Source organism: Streptomyces fulvoviolaceus, assembly GCF_000718165.1.
GTDB classification, from domain to species: Bacteria; Actinomycetota; Actinomycetes; order Streptomycetales; family Streptomycetaceae; genus Streptomyces; species Streptomyces fulvoviolaceus.
In genome coordinates, this window is sequence record NZ_JOEY01000010.1 from 26,559 (window position 1) to 41,454 (window position 14,896).

The 14,896-nt window shown below is 71.0% G+C and carries 16 protein-coding genes and 1 riboswitch; of the genes, 9 read left to right on the forward strand and 7 right to left on the reverse strand.

Annotation, left to right across the window (positions count from 1 at the left end; translation table 11 throughout):
* Positions 1-36 precede the first annotated feature (36 nt).
* Positions 37-474 (reverse strand): ATP-binding protein, encoded by a 438-nt coding sequence (locus IG08_RS0112240; RefSeq protein ID WP_030600026.1) that lies wholly within the window; start codon positions 472-474, stop codon positions 37-39.
* A gap of 86 nt (positions 475-560) precedes the next feature.
* Here IG08_RS0112240 and IG08_RS0112245 point away from each other — a divergent pair, with 86 nt between their 5' ends.
* From IG08_RS0112245 to IG08_RS0112255, 3 genes are all read left to right on the forward strand, one after another.
* Entirely contained in the window at positions 561-1,409 is an 849-nt protein-coding gene (locus IG08_RS0112245; protein WP_030600027.1) for a helix-turn-helix domain-containing protein, read from the forward strand.
* On the forward strand, positions 1,369-1,596 hold the full coding sequence (locus tag IG08_RS0112250) for a DUF397 domain-containing protein (protein WP_052424632.1): 228 nt from the start codon (positions 1,369-1,371) through the stop codon (positions 1,594-1,596). The genes IG08_RS0112245 and IG08_RS0112250 overlap by 41 nt, the downstream gene beginning before the upstream one ends.
* A gap of 65 nt (positions 1,597-1,661) precedes the next feature.
* Entirely contained in the window at positions 1,662-3,161 is a 1,500-nt protein-coding gene (locus IG08_RS0112255) for an NCS1 family nucleobase:cation symporter-1 (protein WP_052424633.1), read from the forward strand.
* A gap of 22 nt (positions 3,162-3,183) precedes the next feature.
* On the opposite strand, the gene IG08_RS0112260 is transcribed toward IG08_RS0112255, so the two are convergent.
* Positions 3,184-3,369 (reverse strand): hypothetical protein, encoded by a 186-nt coding sequence (locus IG08_RS0112260; protein WP_030600030.1) that lies wholly within the window; start codon positions 3,367-3,369, stop codon positions 3,184-3,186.
* A 118-nt stretch (positions 3,370-3,487) separates the two neighbouring features.
* On the opposite strand from IG08_RS0112260, the gene IG08_RS0112265 reads away from it, so the two are divergent.
* From IG08_RS0112265 to IG08_RS0112285, 5 genes are all read left to right on the forward strand, one after another.
* Positions 3,488-4,831: a tetratricopeptide repeat protein gene (locus IG08_RS0112265; RefSeq protein ID WP_030600032.1), complete on the forward strand. Its 1,344-nt coding sequence runs from the start codon at positions 3,488-3,490 to the stop codon at positions 4,829-4,831.
* Positions 4,832-4,900: 69 nt separating this feature from the next.
* Positions 4,901-5,905, forward strand: coding sequence for a permease (locus tag IG08_RS0112270; protein ID WP_030600035.1), 1,005 nt, complete (start codon positions 4,901-4,903; stop codon positions 5,903-5,905).
* Positions 5,902-6,672, forward strand: coding sequence for a TIGR03943 family putative permease subunit (locus IG08_RS0112275; RefSeq protein ID WP_030600037.1), 771 nt, complete (start codon positions 5,902-5,904; stop codon positions 6,670-6,672). The genes IG08_RS0112270 and IG08_RS0112275 overlap by 4 nt, the downstream gene beginning before the upstream one ends.
* 64 nt (positions 6,673-6,736) lie before the next feature.
* The gene (locus tag IG08_RS0112280; RefSeq protein ID WP_052424634.1) at positions 6,737-7,519 is read left to right on the forward strand and encodes a GAF and ANTAR domain-containing protein; all 783 of its coding nucleotides are present in this window, start codon (positions 6,737-6,739) and stop codon (positions 7,517-7,519) included.
* A 334-nt stretch (positions 7,520-7,853) separates the two neighbouring features.
* The gene (locus tag IG08_RS0112285) at positions 7,854-8,597 is read left to right on the forward strand and encodes a GAF and ANTAR domain-containing protein (protein ID WP_030600042.1); all 744 of its coding nucleotides are present in this window, start codon (positions 7,854-7,856) and stop codon (positions 8,595-8,597) included.
* 16 nt (positions 8,598-8,613) lie between these two features.
* Here IG08_RS0112285 and IG08_RS0112290 read toward each other — a convergent pair whose 3' ends face one another.
* Entirely contained in the window at positions 8,614-9,399 is a 786-nt protein-coding gene (locus tag IG08_RS0112290; protein ID WP_030600044.1) for a hypothetical protein, read from the reverse strand.
* Positions 9,400-9,508: 109 nt separating this feature from the next.
* On the reverse strand, positions 9,509-9,871 hold the full coding sequence (locus IG08_RS0112295; RefSeq protein WP_030600046.1) for an ArsR/SmtB family transcription factor: 363 nt from the start codon (positions 9,869-9,871) through the stop codon (positions 9,509-9,511).
* A gap of 80 nt (positions 9,872-9,951) precedes the next feature.
* Positions 9,952-10,139: riboswitch (cobalamin riboswitch) on the forward strand.
* A gap of 28 nt (positions 10,140-10,167) precedes the next feature.
* Between IG08_RS0112295 and nicT the strand changes: the two genes are divergently transcribed.
* The gene (gene nicT, locus IG08_RS0112300) at positions 10,168-11,274 is read left to right on the forward strand and encodes a Nickel transporter NicT (protein ID WP_199820852.1); all 1,107 of its coding nucleotides are present in this window, start codon (positions 10,168-10,170) and stop codon (positions 11,272-11,274) included.
* 265 nt (positions 11,275-11,539) lie between these two features.
* Here the strand turns inward: nicT and IG08_RS0112310 are convergent, their stop codons facing one another.
* The 3 genes from IG08_RS0112310 to IG08_RS0112320 form a co-directional block, all read right to left on the reverse strand.
* Complete coding sequence (locus IG08_RS0112310) at positions 11,540-12,502, reverse strand: nucleoside hydrolase (protein WP_030600053.1); 963 nt, start codon at positions 12,500-12,502, stop codon at positions 11,540-11,542.
* 37 nt (positions 12,503-12,539) lie between these two features.
* Positions 12,540-13,763, reverse strand: coding sequence for a threonine--tRNA ligase (gene thrS / locus IG08_RS0112315; protein WP_030600056.1), 1,224 nt, complete (start codon positions 13,761-13,763; stop codon positions 12,540-12,542).
* An 89-nt stretch (positions 13,764-13,852) separates the two neighbouring features.
* The gene (locus tag IG08_RS0112320) at positions 13,853-14,818 is read right to left on the reverse strand and encodes a DMT family transporter (RefSeq protein WP_078655578.1); all 966 of its coding nucleotides are present in this window, start codon (positions 14,816-14,818) and stop codon (positions 13,853-13,855) included.
* Positions 14,819-14,896: the final 78 nt, after the last annotated feature.

A 14,896-nucleotide genomic window follows, 5' to 3' on the forward strand; every position in this document is an offset into this window, starting at 1 on the left:
TCTGTGGCGGAGGAGGGGTGTTTGGGATGCTTTCCGTCACATGCCGGACGGGGCGGGCGGGGTGTCGCACTCGAACCAGACGGTCTTGCCGGGGTGGTGGGGCTGCCACCCCCAGCGCTGGGTGAAGGCGTCCAGCAGCAGCAGTCCCCGCCCACCCTCCGCGAGTTCGTCCGCTCCGTCCACAGCTGTGGACAGCGGCGGGCAAGGGTCCGTGTCCGTCACCTCCACACGCACCCCGTCCGGCCGCCGCAGGATCCGCAGCGCGGCTCTCCGGTCCGGCACATGTCGTACGACGTTGGAGACCAGCTCGGTCAGGGCGAGGGCGACCGGGTCGGTGAGCTCGGGCATCTCCCAGGCGTGGAGGTGGGCGCGGAGGACCCGGCGGAGATGGCGGGCGGAGTGGTCGCCGAGCGTGAGGGTGAGGCCGTAGGTGGGGCCAAGTCCGGTGTGCGGCGGACCAGTTACGTGATTCATGCGATCAGCGTGGAGTCGGGCGGTTACTCTCGGCTACAGATCGAAGTGAACGCCGCCACGCGTTCGGACCCGGGGGTGACCGTCCCATGCCCAACATCCGCGTACTCGACCCCAGCGCCTCGCCGTTGGACTACTTCGGCTCGGAGCTACGCCGTCTGCGGGAGGCGGCGGGTCTGAAGCAGGGGCAGCTGGGCGACATCATCTTCTGCACGGCTTCCCTGATCGGCCAGGTCGAGACCGCCCACAAGGTCCCGACCCGCGAGTTCGCGGAGCGGATCGACGCGGCGCTGATGACGGACGGGGCGTTCTCGAGGCTGGTGGGGTTGGTTCTGCGAAGCCAACTACCCACGTGGTTTCAGGCGTTCGCGGACATGGAGGCGCGGGCGACGTACCTCTCCACGTATCAGTGCCAGTTGGTGTATGGCCTTCTCCAGACGGAGGCGTACGCGCGGGCCGTGCTCGGCGTGGAGCATACGGACAAGCTCGACGAGGTGGCGGCGGCGCGGATGGAACGCCAGCGCATTCTGAAGCGCGAGCAGCCGCCGGTCCTGTACGTGGTGATGGACGAGGCGGTGCTGCACCGGCAGATCGGCGGCCGGGATGTCATGCGAAAGCAACTTGCCCACTTGTTGGGTCTCTTCGACCAGCCGTGGATGCAGCTCCAGGTACTGCCGTTCTCGGTGGGGGAGCACACCGGAATGATGGGCTCGTTCACTCTGCTGCGTTTCGATGACGACCCGGACATCCACTACAGCGAGAGCTACGACTCAGGCCATATGACCGCCAACCCGCAAGTGATCAGGCAGCGTTCGGTCGGTTACGCTCGCCTGCAGGCAGACGCCCTCTCCACGAGGGAGTCGGCGGCACTGATCGCTCGCGTGATGGAGGAACGCTATGGGAAGCAGCTTGGACCTGACGCGCGCCCTGTGGCGTAAGTCCTCTTACAGCGGCTCCAGCGGCGGCGAGTGCGTCGAGGTCGCCGACCTCACCCCCCACATCGCCGTCCGCGACTCCAAGAACCCCGGCGTCGGCATCCTCGCCCTCTCGCCGGAGGCATACACCGCTTTCGTGGGGGCCGTCGCAGGTTTGCAGGTCAGCAACGTGTTCGGCATCCGGGAGTAACAGCCTGCCCGTTCTCTTTACGCCATCCGGCGCCATCGTGGCGGCCTGCGCAGGAAGAGAACGCGATGACGGACACGCAGCCCACGGGCGACACGGACACGAAGGTCGCGGCCATACCCGAGGGGTACTCCCCCCGGCTCTACAACGAGGACCTCGCCCCGGCCACCGAGCGCAAGTGGGGCGCGTTCAGCATCTTCAACGTCTGGACCTCCGACGTACACAGCCTGTTCGGCTACTTCCTGGCCGCCAGCCTGTTCCTGATCGCGGGCAACACCTTCAAGTTCCTCATCGGCATCGGCGTCGGCTCGCTGGTCATCTACTACCTGATGACGCTGATCGGGAAGGCGGGCGTGAAGACCGGCGTGCCGTACCCGGTCCTGGCCCGCGCCTCCTTCGGCACGTTCGGCGCGAACGTCCCCGCACTGGTCAGGGCGGTCGTCGCCACGTTCTGGTACGGCGCCCAGACCAGCGCGGCGGCGGGCGCGATCGTCGCCTTCCTCGTCCGCTACGACGGCCCGAAGCACCTGCACGAGACGAGCCACCTCTTCGACCACAGCGGTCTGGAGGTGCTCTGCTACCTCGGCGTCTGGGCGGCGCAGCTGCTGATCATCAGCAAGGGCATGGAGACGGTCCGCCGCTTCCAGGACTTCGCGGGCCCGGCGGTCTGGCTGATGATGCTGGTCCTGGCCGTGGCCCTGTCGGTGAAGGCGGGCACGCTCTCCTTCTCGGTGGACATGCCGGCCAAGGACCTCGCGGCACTGGCGAAGAGCGCGACGGGCCTGGACGTGACGCCGGGTTCCTTCGCGGCGATAGCGGCCATCGCGGCGACCTGGGTGACGTACTTCGCCGCGCTGTTCCTGAACTTCGGTGACTTCGCGCGCTTCACGCCGGACGAGAAGACGCTGAAGAAGGGCAACGTCTGGGGCCTGCCGGTCAACCTGATCCTGTTCTCGCTCGTGGCCGCGCTCACCACTGCCGCGGCGAGCAAGGTATACGGCGAGGTCATCCTCGAACCGGCGGCGATCTCGGCGAAGTTCGACAGCGCGTTCCTGGTCCTGCTCGCCGCCCTGACCTTCGCGGTGGCGACCCTGGGCATCAACGTCGTCGCCAACTTCGTCAGCCCGGCCTTCGACTTCGCCAACGTCGCCCCGAAGCACATCACGTTCAAGCGCGGCGGCCTGATCGCGGCGGTCATCGCCCTGCTCCTCTACCCCCTCCACCCCTGGGACAACGCCCCGAGCTTCGTCAACGCCATCGGCTCGACGATGGGCCCGATCTTCGGTGTGGTCGTCGTCGACTACTACCTCCTCCGCAAGGCCCAGCTGAACGTCCCCGACCTCTACAAGGAGGACGGCGAGTTCCGCTTCCAGGGCGGCTGGAACGTACGCGCCTTCGTGGCGGCGGGCATCGGCGCGATCTTCTCCAGCATCCTGCCGACGTACGGGCCGTCCGGGTACGGGGCGGCGCTGGGGCCGTACTCCTGGTTCATCGGGGTGCTGGTCGCGGGTGCGATCTACTTCGGGGTCAGTGGGGGAAAGAGTCGGCTGGTGTCCCGGACCGCATGACCCGGGGGCCACGTCGGCAGGGTCAGCGCGACTGTGCCTGCCCCGGGGTGTGCTGGACCTGAGCGGGCTGGACCTGGTCGTGCCGCGGGCTTGGTTCCGCCGCCCGGGCCGGGCCCGCGTTGGCCGCCAGGACGAGCGCGGTCACGGCGGCGACCGCGGCGGCGAAACCCCTGGCGTAACGCGCGGTGGTGCTGGTGCGTTCGAGCACGGCGACCTCGCAACAGCGAAACTGAACAGTGGTCAACGGCGTATTAAGCCTGCTTAATACGCCGTTTAACCTAGGGGCTGCGGAAGCCGAACGGCAAGAGGCACTGGGGGAGTTGGCCATGTCGGAGCGGGACGACCCGGGCATCATCGGGCGCAGGGTGCAGCAGCTGCGCGTCGAACGCGGACTGACCCAGAAGCAGTTGGCCGAGCCGGCCTACACGCCCGCCTACATCTCCACCCTGGAGTCCGGCCGGGTGCGCCCCTCCGACGACGCGCTCCGGCATCTCGCCGAGCGGCTCGGCGTCGGTTTCGAGGAGCTGGCCACCGGCCGCCCGGCTCGGCTCGTCACCGATCTGCGCCTGAGGCTGACCGGCGCCCAGCGCACCCTCGCCACCGGGGAGGCCGAGGAGGCGGCCGGGCAGTACACCGCCCTGCTCACCGAGGTGGAGTCGCTCGACCTCGTCGAGATACAGGCCGAGGCGCTGCTCGGACTCGGTGAATGCGCCGTGGAGACAGGGGAGCTGGAGGCGGCCCGGCAGTACTTCGAGCGGGCCGAGCAGGCGCTCGGCGACGTGCCGCTGCCCGCCCGCGTCCCCGCCCTGCGCGGCCGTGCCCTCTCCCACTACCTGGCGGGCGAACTCCGCTACTCCGTCTACCTGTTGGAATCCACCATCGACGAGCTCAACCGCGGCGGCCTGCACGACCCCGACGCGCTGCTCCTCCTCTACGCCAGCGTCATCGCCCCCTACATGGACATGGGCGCCCATGCCCGCGCCGCCCAGGCCGCCGAACTCGCCCTCGCCCTCGCCCCGCAGGTCGGCGACCCCGCCCTCGTCGCCCGGATGCACCGGTCCGTCGCCCGTACCCTGCTCGCCGAGGGCAGGGTCGCCGAGGCCGACGCCTCGCTGGCCAAGGCGGCCGAGCTGTACCGGCAGCTGCAGCTGCGCACCGAACTCGCCAACTGCCATTGGATGCGCGGCTACGTCTACGCCCAGAACGGCGAACTGGAGGGCGCGGAGAGCGAGTTGAGGCAGGCGCTCGCCATGCTCTCCGCCAAGCGGGCCGCCCTCTACTCCAGCCAGGCCGCGGTCGAGCTCGCCGACGTACTGCACCGCCGCGGCAAGTCCGAGGAGGCCGCAGCACTCCTCCACGACGTGCTCAGTGACTTCAGCCCCGAACGCGGCGCCCTGCACTCCGCCGCCGCGCACCGCCTCCTCGGCATCATCGCCGAGGACGCCCGCGACACCGAGGCCGCCGAGGAGCACTACGTCCGCGCGCTCAGCGTGCTGGAGCGGGCCGGCGCGGCCGGTGACCTGGCCGACCTGTGCCGGCTGCTCGGCGACCTGCTGCGCCGCACGGGCCGGGTGGAGGCCGCGCTGGACGCGTACCGGACGGGCCTCGGCCACCGTACGGCTCCCGGCACCACCACGCTGGGACCCGCACCCGCACAGCCTCCTCTCTGACCAATCCGAGGTGGCGCACAGCGGCCGGGGGTTAGCCTTCGCGGGGATACGGACGAGCAGGCGGGGCGCGTGGAGAATCAACGGACGGTGGCCGACGGCCTGCGGCTCGCCGTGCGCGCGCTCGTGTACGCCGTGCTCGGCGGCGCCGCGCTGCTCGCCATCGCCACCGTCGTCTCGGTGCTCGGGCCGATGCTCGCCCTCGACCTCTACACCCCGCCCGTCGCCGCCTGGTGGACCGTCTTCACGGCGGTCGCGGTCCAGGGCGTGCCGTTCCTCCTCCTCGGTACGGTCGTCTCCGCGGCGATCGGCGCCTTCGTACCGGAGAAGGTCTTCACCCGCCTCCTCCCGCGCAACCAGGCACTGGCGGTGCCGGTGGCGGGCGCCGCGGGAGTCGTACTCCCCGGTTGTGAGTGTGCGTCGGTTCCGGTGGCCGGGAGCCTGATGCGGCGGGGAGTGGCCCCGGCGGCCGCCCTCGCTTTCCTCCTCTCCGCACCCGCGATCAACCCGGTGGTGCTGGTGGCCACCTCGATCGCCTTCCCCGGCCAGCCGAAGATGGTGCTCGGCCGACTGGTCGCCTCGCTCGCGACGGCCGTGGTGATGGGCTGGCTCTGGGCCCGGTTCGGGCGGGAGGAGTGGCTGCGGCTGCCGAAGCGGGAGACCACGCACTCGGGGAGGGGCCTGCGCGCCTTCGGCGCCGGACTCCAGCACGACTTCCTGCACGCGGGCGGCTTCCTCGTCCTCGGCGCGGCGGCCGCGGCGACCTTCAACATCACCGTTCCGCGCTCCGTCCTCGACCTCTTCACCGACTCGGCCTGGCTGTCGGTGCTGCTGCTGGCCGTCCTCGCGGTCGTCCTGTGCGTGTGCAGCGAGGCCGACGCGTTCGTTGCCGCCTCGCTCAGCGGGTTCTCGCCGACCGCGCGGCTGGCGTTCATGGTGGTGGGGCCGATGGTCGACCTGAAGCTGATCGCGTTGCAGACGGGGACGTTCGGGCGCGCCTTCGCGGTGCGGTTCTCGTCCGTGACCTGGGTGGTGGCCGTGGTGAGCAGTGTGCTCGTGGGGTGGTGGCTGCTGTGAGGCGGTACGGGTCCTCCCTGTTGCTGGTGCTCGTGGGCGCGGCGGTCCTGCGGATCTCCCTCTTCAGCGAGCTGTATCTGCGGTATGTGCAGGCGGGGCTGAGGCCGTATCTGGTCGTGTCCGGGGCGGTGCTCGTGCTGCTGGGCGTCGCGATGGCCGTCGTACGGAGAACAACGCACGACGAGCACGAAGCCGGGCACGAAGCCGGGCACGACGATGACGGTGCAGACGATGAAGACGGCCATCACCACCATGGCCACGGCGGCGGCGGCCCCCGCATCGCCTGGCTCCTCACCCTCCCCGCCCTTGCCCTGCTCCTCTTCCCCCCGCCCGCCCTCGGCTCCTACAGCGCGGAACGCGAGGCGGCGCGGACGGCCGCGCAGGGTGTCGGGACCTTCCCGGCGCTGCCCGCCGGGAACCCCGTCGCGCTCACCCTCGCCGAGTTCAGCTCGCGGGCGATCTACGACAGCGGACGCTCGCTGAAGGGCCGTACCGTCCGGATGACGGGGTTCGTCACCCACGGCGACGACGGCGCCTGGTACGTCACCCGGCTCCTCGTCACCTGCTGCGCCGCCGACGCGTCGACCAGCAAGGTCGAGGTCCGCGGCGATGCGGACGGGGCTCCGCCGGTCGACACCTGGGTCACGGTCACCGGCACCTGGCATCCCAAGGGCAAGCTGGGCACGGACGCGGCGTGGCCGGCGGTGCTGGACGTGAGCTCCGTGAAGCGGGTGAAGCAGCCGGCGGATCCGTACGAGCAGCGGTAGGCCGGCGGGCCCCGGGTACTCGGAGGGCGGGCCGTACCCCTTCCCGGTCCCTGGAGGGCTCGTCGTGACCGATGAACATCCCAGCGGACCGGGGCGCGGTGAACGGACCCTGGCCCGGCTGCAGACCCTGCTGCTGGAGGCCGACGGCCTGGACGACTTCCTGCGGGAGCTCGTCCGGCTCGCCGCGACCGCGCTGCCCGCCCCGGTGTACTGCTCGATCACCCTCAGCGGCGAGAAGCGCTCCCACCCGTACACCGCGGCCGCCAGCGACGAACTCGTGGAGCTGTTCGACCAGCGGCAGTACGAGGTGGACGAGGGCCCCTGCCTGGAGACCCTGCGCACCGGCATCCCGCACCACATCGACGACGTCGACCAGGAGGACCGCTTCGGCGCCTTCCCGGGGCTCGCCCGTGCGAACGGCCTGCGCAGCATGCTCGCGCTGCCCCTGGCCCCGCCCCGGCAGCACGTCGCCGGCGTCCTGAACATGTACTCCACCGAGGTGGGCGCCTTCACCGGGCCGGTCCGGGAGCAGGCCGCCGTCTTCGCGAGCCACGCGTCGGGGGCGCTCGGGGTGGCCCTGAAGTTCGCCGGGCAGCAGCAGTTCAGCCTGGACCTGCAGAGCGCGATCGCCTCACGCACCGTCATCGACCAGGCGCTCGGCATCGTCATGTCCCGGCAGGGCTGCACCGCCGAACGCGCCTTCAACATCCTCACCCGCGCCTCGCAGACCCGGAACATCAAGCTCCGCGACCTCGCCGCCGACCTCGTCCGCAACGTCTCCGGCGAGGCACCCGCCGTACGCCCACTGTGGCCGCGCAACTCTCCGCTGCGTGGTGAGAGGGGCTGAGGCCGGCGGATCAAGTCGCAGGGAAGCAGCGGCACCTCACCGGCGCCGGTGAGCGGGGTCCGGTGCGTGCGGCTGCAAGGCGGAGGAGGCGTTGACATCAGCCGCTGCCGCGGCGGGCGACGCGATGAGGGTCTCCCCGCGTGAGGTCGTTCGAGCGTGGGGGAGTCGGCGACCGACGACAACGCGGCTGGGTCCCCCACGCCCTTGAGGCAGTGGAGGAGTGCGTGCCAGACCTCGCGCCCGCGACAGGATCCGCCGGACCGGCCCCAGGGGTTTCGCCCGGTGGACGACGGGTAGTCGGGCGGCGCCACGCCGACCGAAGGAGGCGGTGGCTGTGCGGCCCAGGGACGACCGCGAGCGCGAGCCCGAGCCGGACGGGGCGCGGGCAGCCCACATGATCGCCGAGGGTGTGCGGGGGGCCGGACCGGGCGAGATCCCGGGTCGGCTGTGCACGGTGGCCGTCAGACTCCTTCCGATCAGCGGCGCCAGCGTGTCGCTGTGCGGTGACGGCATGCCCGTACAGCTGAGCGCGAGCGGGGACAGGGCCGCGGAACTGTCGGAGGTGCAGGCCACCCTGGGCGAGGGCCCGTGTCTCTACGCCGCCCAGCTCGGCGTCCCCGTCCTCGCCACCGATCTGACGGCGGGCCAGGACGCCCTGCGCTGGCCGGTCTTCGCCCAGGAGGCGACGGCGGCCGGGGTCCGGGCGGTGTACTCGATCCCGCTGGGCAACGACACGATGTGCGTCGGCACCCTCGACCTCTACCGCGACGTCCCCGGCGAGCTGGGCCTGAAGGACCTGCACGCCGCGCAACTCGTGGCCGGTGTCATGACGGTGGCCCTGATGGCGCTCCCCCACGGCGAGGAGAACGGCTTCCTGGAAGGCGAGGCCTGGCTGAGCGGTCTGACCGCCGACCACGACGAGGTCCACCAGGCCGTCGGCATGATCATGGTGCAGCTCGGCGCGGGCGCGGACGAGGCACTGGCCCGTCTGCGCGCCCACGCCTTCGCCCACGACCGGACGGCCCTGGAGATGGCGCGCGAGGTGATCGAGCACCGGACGCGGATCGACCGCGACTGAGCCGGCCCGGCGTCGGTCAGACCTGCACCCGCGCCTGCTTCCTGATCTCCTTCAGCCGCTCGGCCCCGAGTTGGACGGCCGTCCGCGTCGCGTCGGTCATCACGTCGCCGAGGCCGCCGTTGGTGAGGCCGATCGCGTCGTCGCCGACGCGGACGGCGGCGACGTCCAGGGTGAGCGTGGTCGGCTCACCGTCGGGCGACTCGCCGGTCATCATGATCAGCAGCCCCTGGCGGCCGTCCCCCACCTTCGGCAGCCGGGAGTCGGTGACCTGGACGCCCTGGACACCGTTGGCCACGGTCCTGGCCGCGAACTGACCGCACTTCTTCGGCAGTGTCTTCAGCCAGGCCAGCGTCCGGTCCACGTCCGCCGGCTTCCGGGCGACGACCTGGTAGCGGAGCTGCGCCTCGTTCCACTCGTCGTCCAGACCGACCACCGCCCGCGGCTGCGCGTCCGCGCCGAACAAGTCGTCGGCGTACAGGGCGTCGAGGAGCCGCTGGCAGTCGGGGCGTTTCGTCTTCGCCTTGAGCAGCCCGTCCCGCCAGGTCGCGGCCCCCTGCGTCGGCGTCCACGGCTCCCCCAGATCGGCATCCGTGACGAGCGCGGCCTGCGCCTGCGCCGCGGTGAGACCGGCGGCGGCCGGGGAAGGGGTGGGGGACTTCGGCGGCGCGCTGGTCGTGGGCACGATGGGCGCCTGCTCGGCCGTGGGCGGCGAACTGAGCGCGGAGCAGGCGGTGGTGCCGAGGAGGGTGCAGAGGGCGAGCACGGAGGCGGTGAGATGCGTGCGGGCCGGGGGTCGGGTCATCGGGGGTGCCTCCTGGGGCCTGCCGGGACGTGGACGCCGTACGGATCCCGTACGTGCTTCCACGTGATCACCGTGTCCGCCCACCCACCAGCGGTCCGGGCCGTCCGGGTTACCCCGCCGCGTTCACCCCGCACTGCCGCAACAACCCCCGCACGTCCTCGTCCACCACTCGATACCGGACCACCCGCCCCTCCTTCTCCCCCTCCACGACCCCCGCCGCCCGCAGCAACCGCAGCGCCTGCGACACGGCGGGGTCGTTCATGCCGGTGGCGATCGCGAGGTCGGACACGGCGAGCGGCCCCGTCCGGTACAGCGCGAGCAGCAGGGCCAGCCGGTTCGCGTCGGCGAGGAGGGAGAAGCGGTCGGCCCAGGTGCGGACGTGGTCGGGTTCGCCGATGGCGGCGATGGCGTCGCACACCCGGTGGCCGTCGATGGTGCGGCGGTCGGCACGGTCGGCCGGGACGAGATGCATGACGGCATCCTCGCAGGCAGCGGTATGTGATCTTGCATACCTGCGCAGGTGTGCAGCTATGCAGGAGAGCCGTCGCCCCCCTACCGTGGGCGGGCCGTGGTGCTCGGGAAGTCGGTGGAAAGCCGACGCGGCCCTCGCCACTGTGATGCGGGGAGTTCCCGTACCGTCCGGCACCCGCCGGGTCACTGGCCGCAAGGCCGGGAAGGCAGGTACGGAAACGTCTGACCTTCCCCCAAGCCAGGAGACCGGCCACGGCATCTCACGAAGTGATCCACGAGGTGCTGGAGCGTGACCGCATGACCCTGCCCGACACCGCCCCCGCGCGGACGGCGTCCTTCAAGTGGCGCCGGGAGGACACCCTCAGGACCGCCGTGCTGATGGCGGTCATCGCGGCTCTGCACGTCGTCGCCTTCGGCATCCTCTTCCTGCTCGTCGTGCCGGAGCACTACGAGGTCGGCACCAAGGCCTTCGGCGTCGGACTCGGCATCACCGCCTACACCCTCGGCATGCGGCACGCGTTCGACGCCGACCACATCGCCGCGATCGACAACACCACCCGCAAGCTGATGGCCGACGGCAAGCGGCCGGTGTCGGTGGGCTTCTGGTTCGCGCTGGGCCACTCCAGCGTGGTGGTGCTGCTCGCCGCACTGATCGCGGGCGGCACCCAACTGGCCGGCAAGGTCATGAACGAGGGCTCGAGCACCCACCAGGTCCTCGGCGTTCTCGGTACGACGATCTCCGGCTCGTTCCTCTACCTCATCGCCGCCCTCAACCTGGTCGCCCTGCTCGGCATCCTGAAGGTCTTCAAGGCGATGCGGGCGGGGGCGTACGACGAGAAGGAGCTCGAACAGCACCTGGATTCCCGGGGGTTCATGAACCGGATCCTGGGCCGCCTCACCAAGTCCATCAGCCGCCCGGGCCAGATGTACCCGCTCGGCTTCCTCTTCGGCCTCGGCTTCGACACGGCCACCGAGGTGACGCTGATGGTGATGGCGGGCTCGGGCGCGGCGGCCGGGCTCCCCTGGTACGCGATCCTCTGCCTGCCGCTCCTCTTCGCCGCCGGGATGAGCCTGTTCGACACCCTCGACGGCACGTTCATGAACTTCGCCTACCAGTGGGCGTTCTCGAACCCGGTCCGCAAGGTCTTCTACAACCTCGCCATCACGGGCCTGTCCATCGCCGTGGCCTTCTTCATCGGCACCATCGAGCTCGTCAGTGTCCTGCACGACAAGTTCGACCTCACCGACTCCGTCACCGGCTGGATCGCGGGCATCGACCTCGACAGCGTCGGCTACATCATCGTCGGCCTGTTCGTGGTGGTGTGGGCGGCGGCCATCGCGTACTGGCGGCTCGCGAAGGTGGAACAGAGGTGGGTGGTGCAGCCCGCCGCGGACACGCGCTGAGCGGAGCGCGGCGATGCGGTGGCCGTATGACCGACAGTCCGAAAGACGTCGTCGAGGCCGCGTTCCGGTACTACAGGTCACAGGACCATGACGCGGCCTTCCCCCTCTACGCCGACGAGTTCACCTTCCTGAAGGAACAGCGCCTGTTGCCAAGCGCTCCGCTGGAAGTCCGGTGCGTCGACCGCGGGTCCGTTGTGGCTGGTCGCGCAGTTCCCCGCGCCCCTTTGGGGAGCTGCCGAACCGTACCGGACTTCGCCGGACCCGCTTAGATCTGCTCCACCGTCGACAGCCACAGCTTCACGTAGCGCTCCACGTCCACCTCCAACGCCACGTCCACGAAGGTCAGTTCGCGCTCGCCCTCGTGGATCTCGGACTCGCCGGGGCGCGGGCGGCGGTCGACGATCGTCTGGCCGCGGGTGGGGCCGGGGGACAGGGAGACCTCGACCGGGAGGTGTGCGGTGGTGATGCCCCCGGGGTCGACGACCGCGCAGACCGCGCCCGCGTCGCCGAGGCCGCCCGTGGGGGTGGGGTCGCCGGAGGTGGCGGGGTCGCGGTGGGCGAGGAGTTCGCCGGCCATGCGCAGGCTCGGTTCCGAACTCGTGCGCAGTCGCTGCACGTCCGCCGCCGGGACGATGACCCGCTCGAACACGTCGAGGCCGTACATCGTGATCGGCACCCCGGCCGTCAGCAGGACCGCGGCCGCCTCCGGGTCGTGCCAGACGTTGAACTCGGCGACCGGTGTGGCGTTCCCGGTGGCCACCGCGCCGCCCATGAACACGATCCGCTCGATGTTCCGCACCACCTCGGGGTGGGTGCGCAGCAGCAGCGCGATGTTCGTCAGCGGTGCGGTGGGGATCAGCGTGACCGGCCTCGGGGAGGCGAGGATCTCCCGCCGCAGCAGCGTCACCGCGTCCACGTCGAGAGGCACCCGGGTCGGCGCGGGCAGCCCCAGGTCGCCCATCCCGTCCTGCCCGTGCACATGCGCGGCCGTACGGACCGGCTCGATCAACGGCCGCTCGGCACCCCGCGCCACCGGGATGTCCGGCGCCCCCGCCTGCTCCAGCACGGTCAGGGTGTTGCGCACGACCCCGTCGACGTCCGTGTTCCCGGCCACGCAGGTGACCGCGCGCAGGTCGAGCCCCGGGTGGTGTACGGCGAACAGCAGGGCCAGGGCGTCGTCGACACCGGTGTCGCAGTCGATGATCACCGGGATGGGCTGACCGGTCACGGCCGTGCTCCTCTCTGCGGGCTTATGTGAAGTGACCTTACGCAGCCGACCAGAGTTCGGCGGCCCGAGCCCCGGCCACGGCCCCGATCCTCCGCAGCAGTTCCTCCACCGGCACGGCTCCCGGCCTGCGGCCGTCCCGCAGCCGTACGGCCGCGCAGTCGCCCTCGGCCTCCCTCTCCCCGATCACCGCCAGGTACGGCACGAGCCGCGCCGCCCGGACGCGGGCACCGAGGGTGCCGTGCTCGGGGCCGGCGAGTTCGGCCCGTAGACCGTGCGCGAGAGCCCGCCGTACGACGGTGTGCGCCTGTTCCTCCTGCTCCCGCCCCACCGGCAGCACCACCAGCTGCACGGGCGCGAGCCACGCCGGGAACGCGCCGCCGTGCTCCTCGACGAGATGCGCGACCGCCCGTTCGACGCTGCCGATGACGCTGCGGTGCACCATGACCGGTCGGTGTTTCGCCCCGTCGGCGCCGATGTAGTGCAGGTCGAAGCGTTCGGGCTGGTGGAAGTCGATCTGGACGGTGGAGAGGGTGGACTCGCGGCCGGCGGGGTCCTGGATCTGGACGTCGATCTTGGGGCCGTAGAAGGCGGCCTCGCCCTCGGCTTCCTCGTAGACGATCCCGTCCAGCGCCTGTCGGAGCAGGGCGGTGGCCCGTCGCCACAGCTCGGGATCGGCCACGTACTTGCCGCCGTCACCCGGGAGGGAGAGGCGGTACCGGGCGGCACGGATGCCGAGATCGGCGTACGCGCGACCGATCAGCTCCAGCGCGCCCCGAGCCTCCTCCACCGCCTGCTCCAGGGTGCAGAAGACGTGCGCGTCGTTGAGCTGGATGGACCGGACCCGGGTCAGCCCGCCGAGCACACCCGACAGCTCGGAGCGGTACATGCCGCCCAACTCGGCCATGCGGAAGGGCAGTTCACGGTAGCTGTGCGACCGCGACCGGTAGATGAGGGCATGGTGGGGGCAGAGGCTGGGCCGCAGCACGACCTCCTCCGCGCCCAGCTGCATCGGCGGGAACATGTCGTCGCTGTAGTGGGACCAGTGCCCCGAGATCTCGTACAGCTCCCGCTTGCCGAGGACGGGCGAGTACACGTGCCGGTAGCCGGCCGCGAGCTCGGCCTCCCGGACGTACTCCTCCAGGGCGTGCCGTACGACGGCCCCGTCGGGCAGCCAGTACGGCAGCCCCGCGCCCATCAACGGGTCGGTGTCGAACAGGTCGAGTTCACGGCCGAGTCGGCGGTGGTCGTGGACGGCGGTCATGGCGGTCTCCCTCGCTCGGGAGGGGCGAGAGGAACCGGGGGACGGAACGGCGAAGCCCCGGGGCACTCGCCCCGGGGCTTCGGACTCAGTCAGCAGTCAGCGCGCCGGGACACTGTCCGGCGTCGTCGTGAGAGACAAGTGGGCGCGCTGCATGGGGGTGACGGTAGCGGGAGGGAGGGGGCGGGGGCGAGGGATTTTCGGCCCGCCGTGTGCACCACGGCCACCGCCGACAGAGCGACCCCCAGGCCGACAGCCGTCTGCACGGTGAACGGTTCGTCGAACATCGCGGCGCCCCAGACCGCCGTGACGGGTGCCATCAGGAACATGAGGGTGTTGACCCTCGTGATGCCGGAGCGCTGGAGGACGAGCCAGTAGAGGCCGTAGCCGCCGAAGGTCGAGAGGGTGACCAGCCAGGCGATCGCCAGCCAGAACGACGGGGCGGAGGGCGGGGCGGCAGCCCCGGTCGCGAGGGCTGCGGTCGTGAAGACCACGGCGCTGGTGGTGCAGTGGACGGTCATCGACACGGTGGGCGGGACGGGGGTGCGGGAACGCTGGTCCAGGAAGGTGGCCGCCACCAGGGAGAGCATCCCGGCGAACGGTATGAGGTACGTCCACCACGCCACGCCGCTGCTCGCCCCCGCGTCGGCCGTGGTGACGACGGCGACGCCGCCGAGGCCCAGGCACAGGCCGAGCCACTGCCTGCCCGAGACGTACTGGTGCAGGAGCGGGCCGGCCAGGGCTCCCGCCACCAGGGGCTGGGTGCCGTCGATCAGGGCGGTCGTGCCGCTGGAGACGCCGAGTTGGATGGCGTAGTAGACGGTGAGCAGGTAGCCGCTCTGGGAGAGGAGCCCGATCACGGCCTGCCGTCCGACGGTGCTCGGGGTCAGGGTCCGCCACCAGCCGCGGCCCGCGGCCACCGCGGCCAGGACGACTGCCAGCGGCAGGAACCGCCACATCAGGATCGTCACCGCCCCGGCGTCCTGAGCGCCCAGCTTGGCGCCGACGAAGCCTGAGCTCCAGCACAGCACGAAGGCGGCGGAGAGCAGGAAGTCCATGGTCATCACCGTTGACTGCATTGACTAAACAGATCGGTATACCTGTCGAACCGCCCACTATACAGATCGGTATAGTCT

Excerpts from the sequence above, each read along its gene's own strand:
- IG08_RS0112320 (WP_078655578.1), bottom strand. The coding sequence starts at position 14,818 with ATGGACTTCCTGCTCTCCGCCGCCTTCGTGCTGTGCTGGAGCTCAGGC.
- IG08_RS0112245 (WP_030600027.1), top strand. The coding sequence starts at position 561 with ATGCCCAACATCCGCGTACTCGACCCCAGCGCCTCGCCGTTGGACTAC.
- IG08_RS0112290 (WP_030600044.1), bottom strand. The coding sequence starts at position 9,399 with ATGACCCGACCCCCGGCCCGCACGCATCTCACCGCCTCCGTGCTCGCC.
- thrS (WP_030600056.1), bottom strand. The coding sequence starts at position 13,763 with ATGACCGCCGTCCACGACCACCGCCGACTCGGCCGTGAACTCGACCTG.
- IG08_RS0112265 (WP_030600032.1), top strand. The coding sequence starts at position 3,488 with ATGTCGGAGCGGGACGACCCGGGCATCATCGGGCGCAGGGTGCAGCAG.
- IG08_RS0112255 (WP_052424633.1), top strand. The coding sequence starts at position 1,662 with ATGACGGACACGCAGCCCACGGGCGACACGGACACGAAGGTCGCGGCC.
- IG08_RS0112250 (WP_052424632.1), top strand. The coding sequence starts at position 1,369 with ATGGGAAGCAGCTTGGACCTGACGCGCGCCCTGTGGCGTAAGTCCTCT.
- nicT (WP_199820852.1), top strand. The coding sequence starts at position 10,168 with ATGACCCTGCCCGACACCGCCCCCGCGCGGACGGCGTCCTTCAAGTGG.
- IG08_RS0112295 (WP_030600046.1), bottom strand. The coding sequence starts at position 9,871 with ATGCATCTCGTCCCGGCCGACCGTGCCGACCGCCGCACCATCGACGGC.
- IG08_RS0112240 (WP_030600026.1), bottom strand. The coding sequence starts at position 474 with ATGAATCACGTAACTGGTCCGCCGCACACCGGACTTGGCCCCACCTAC.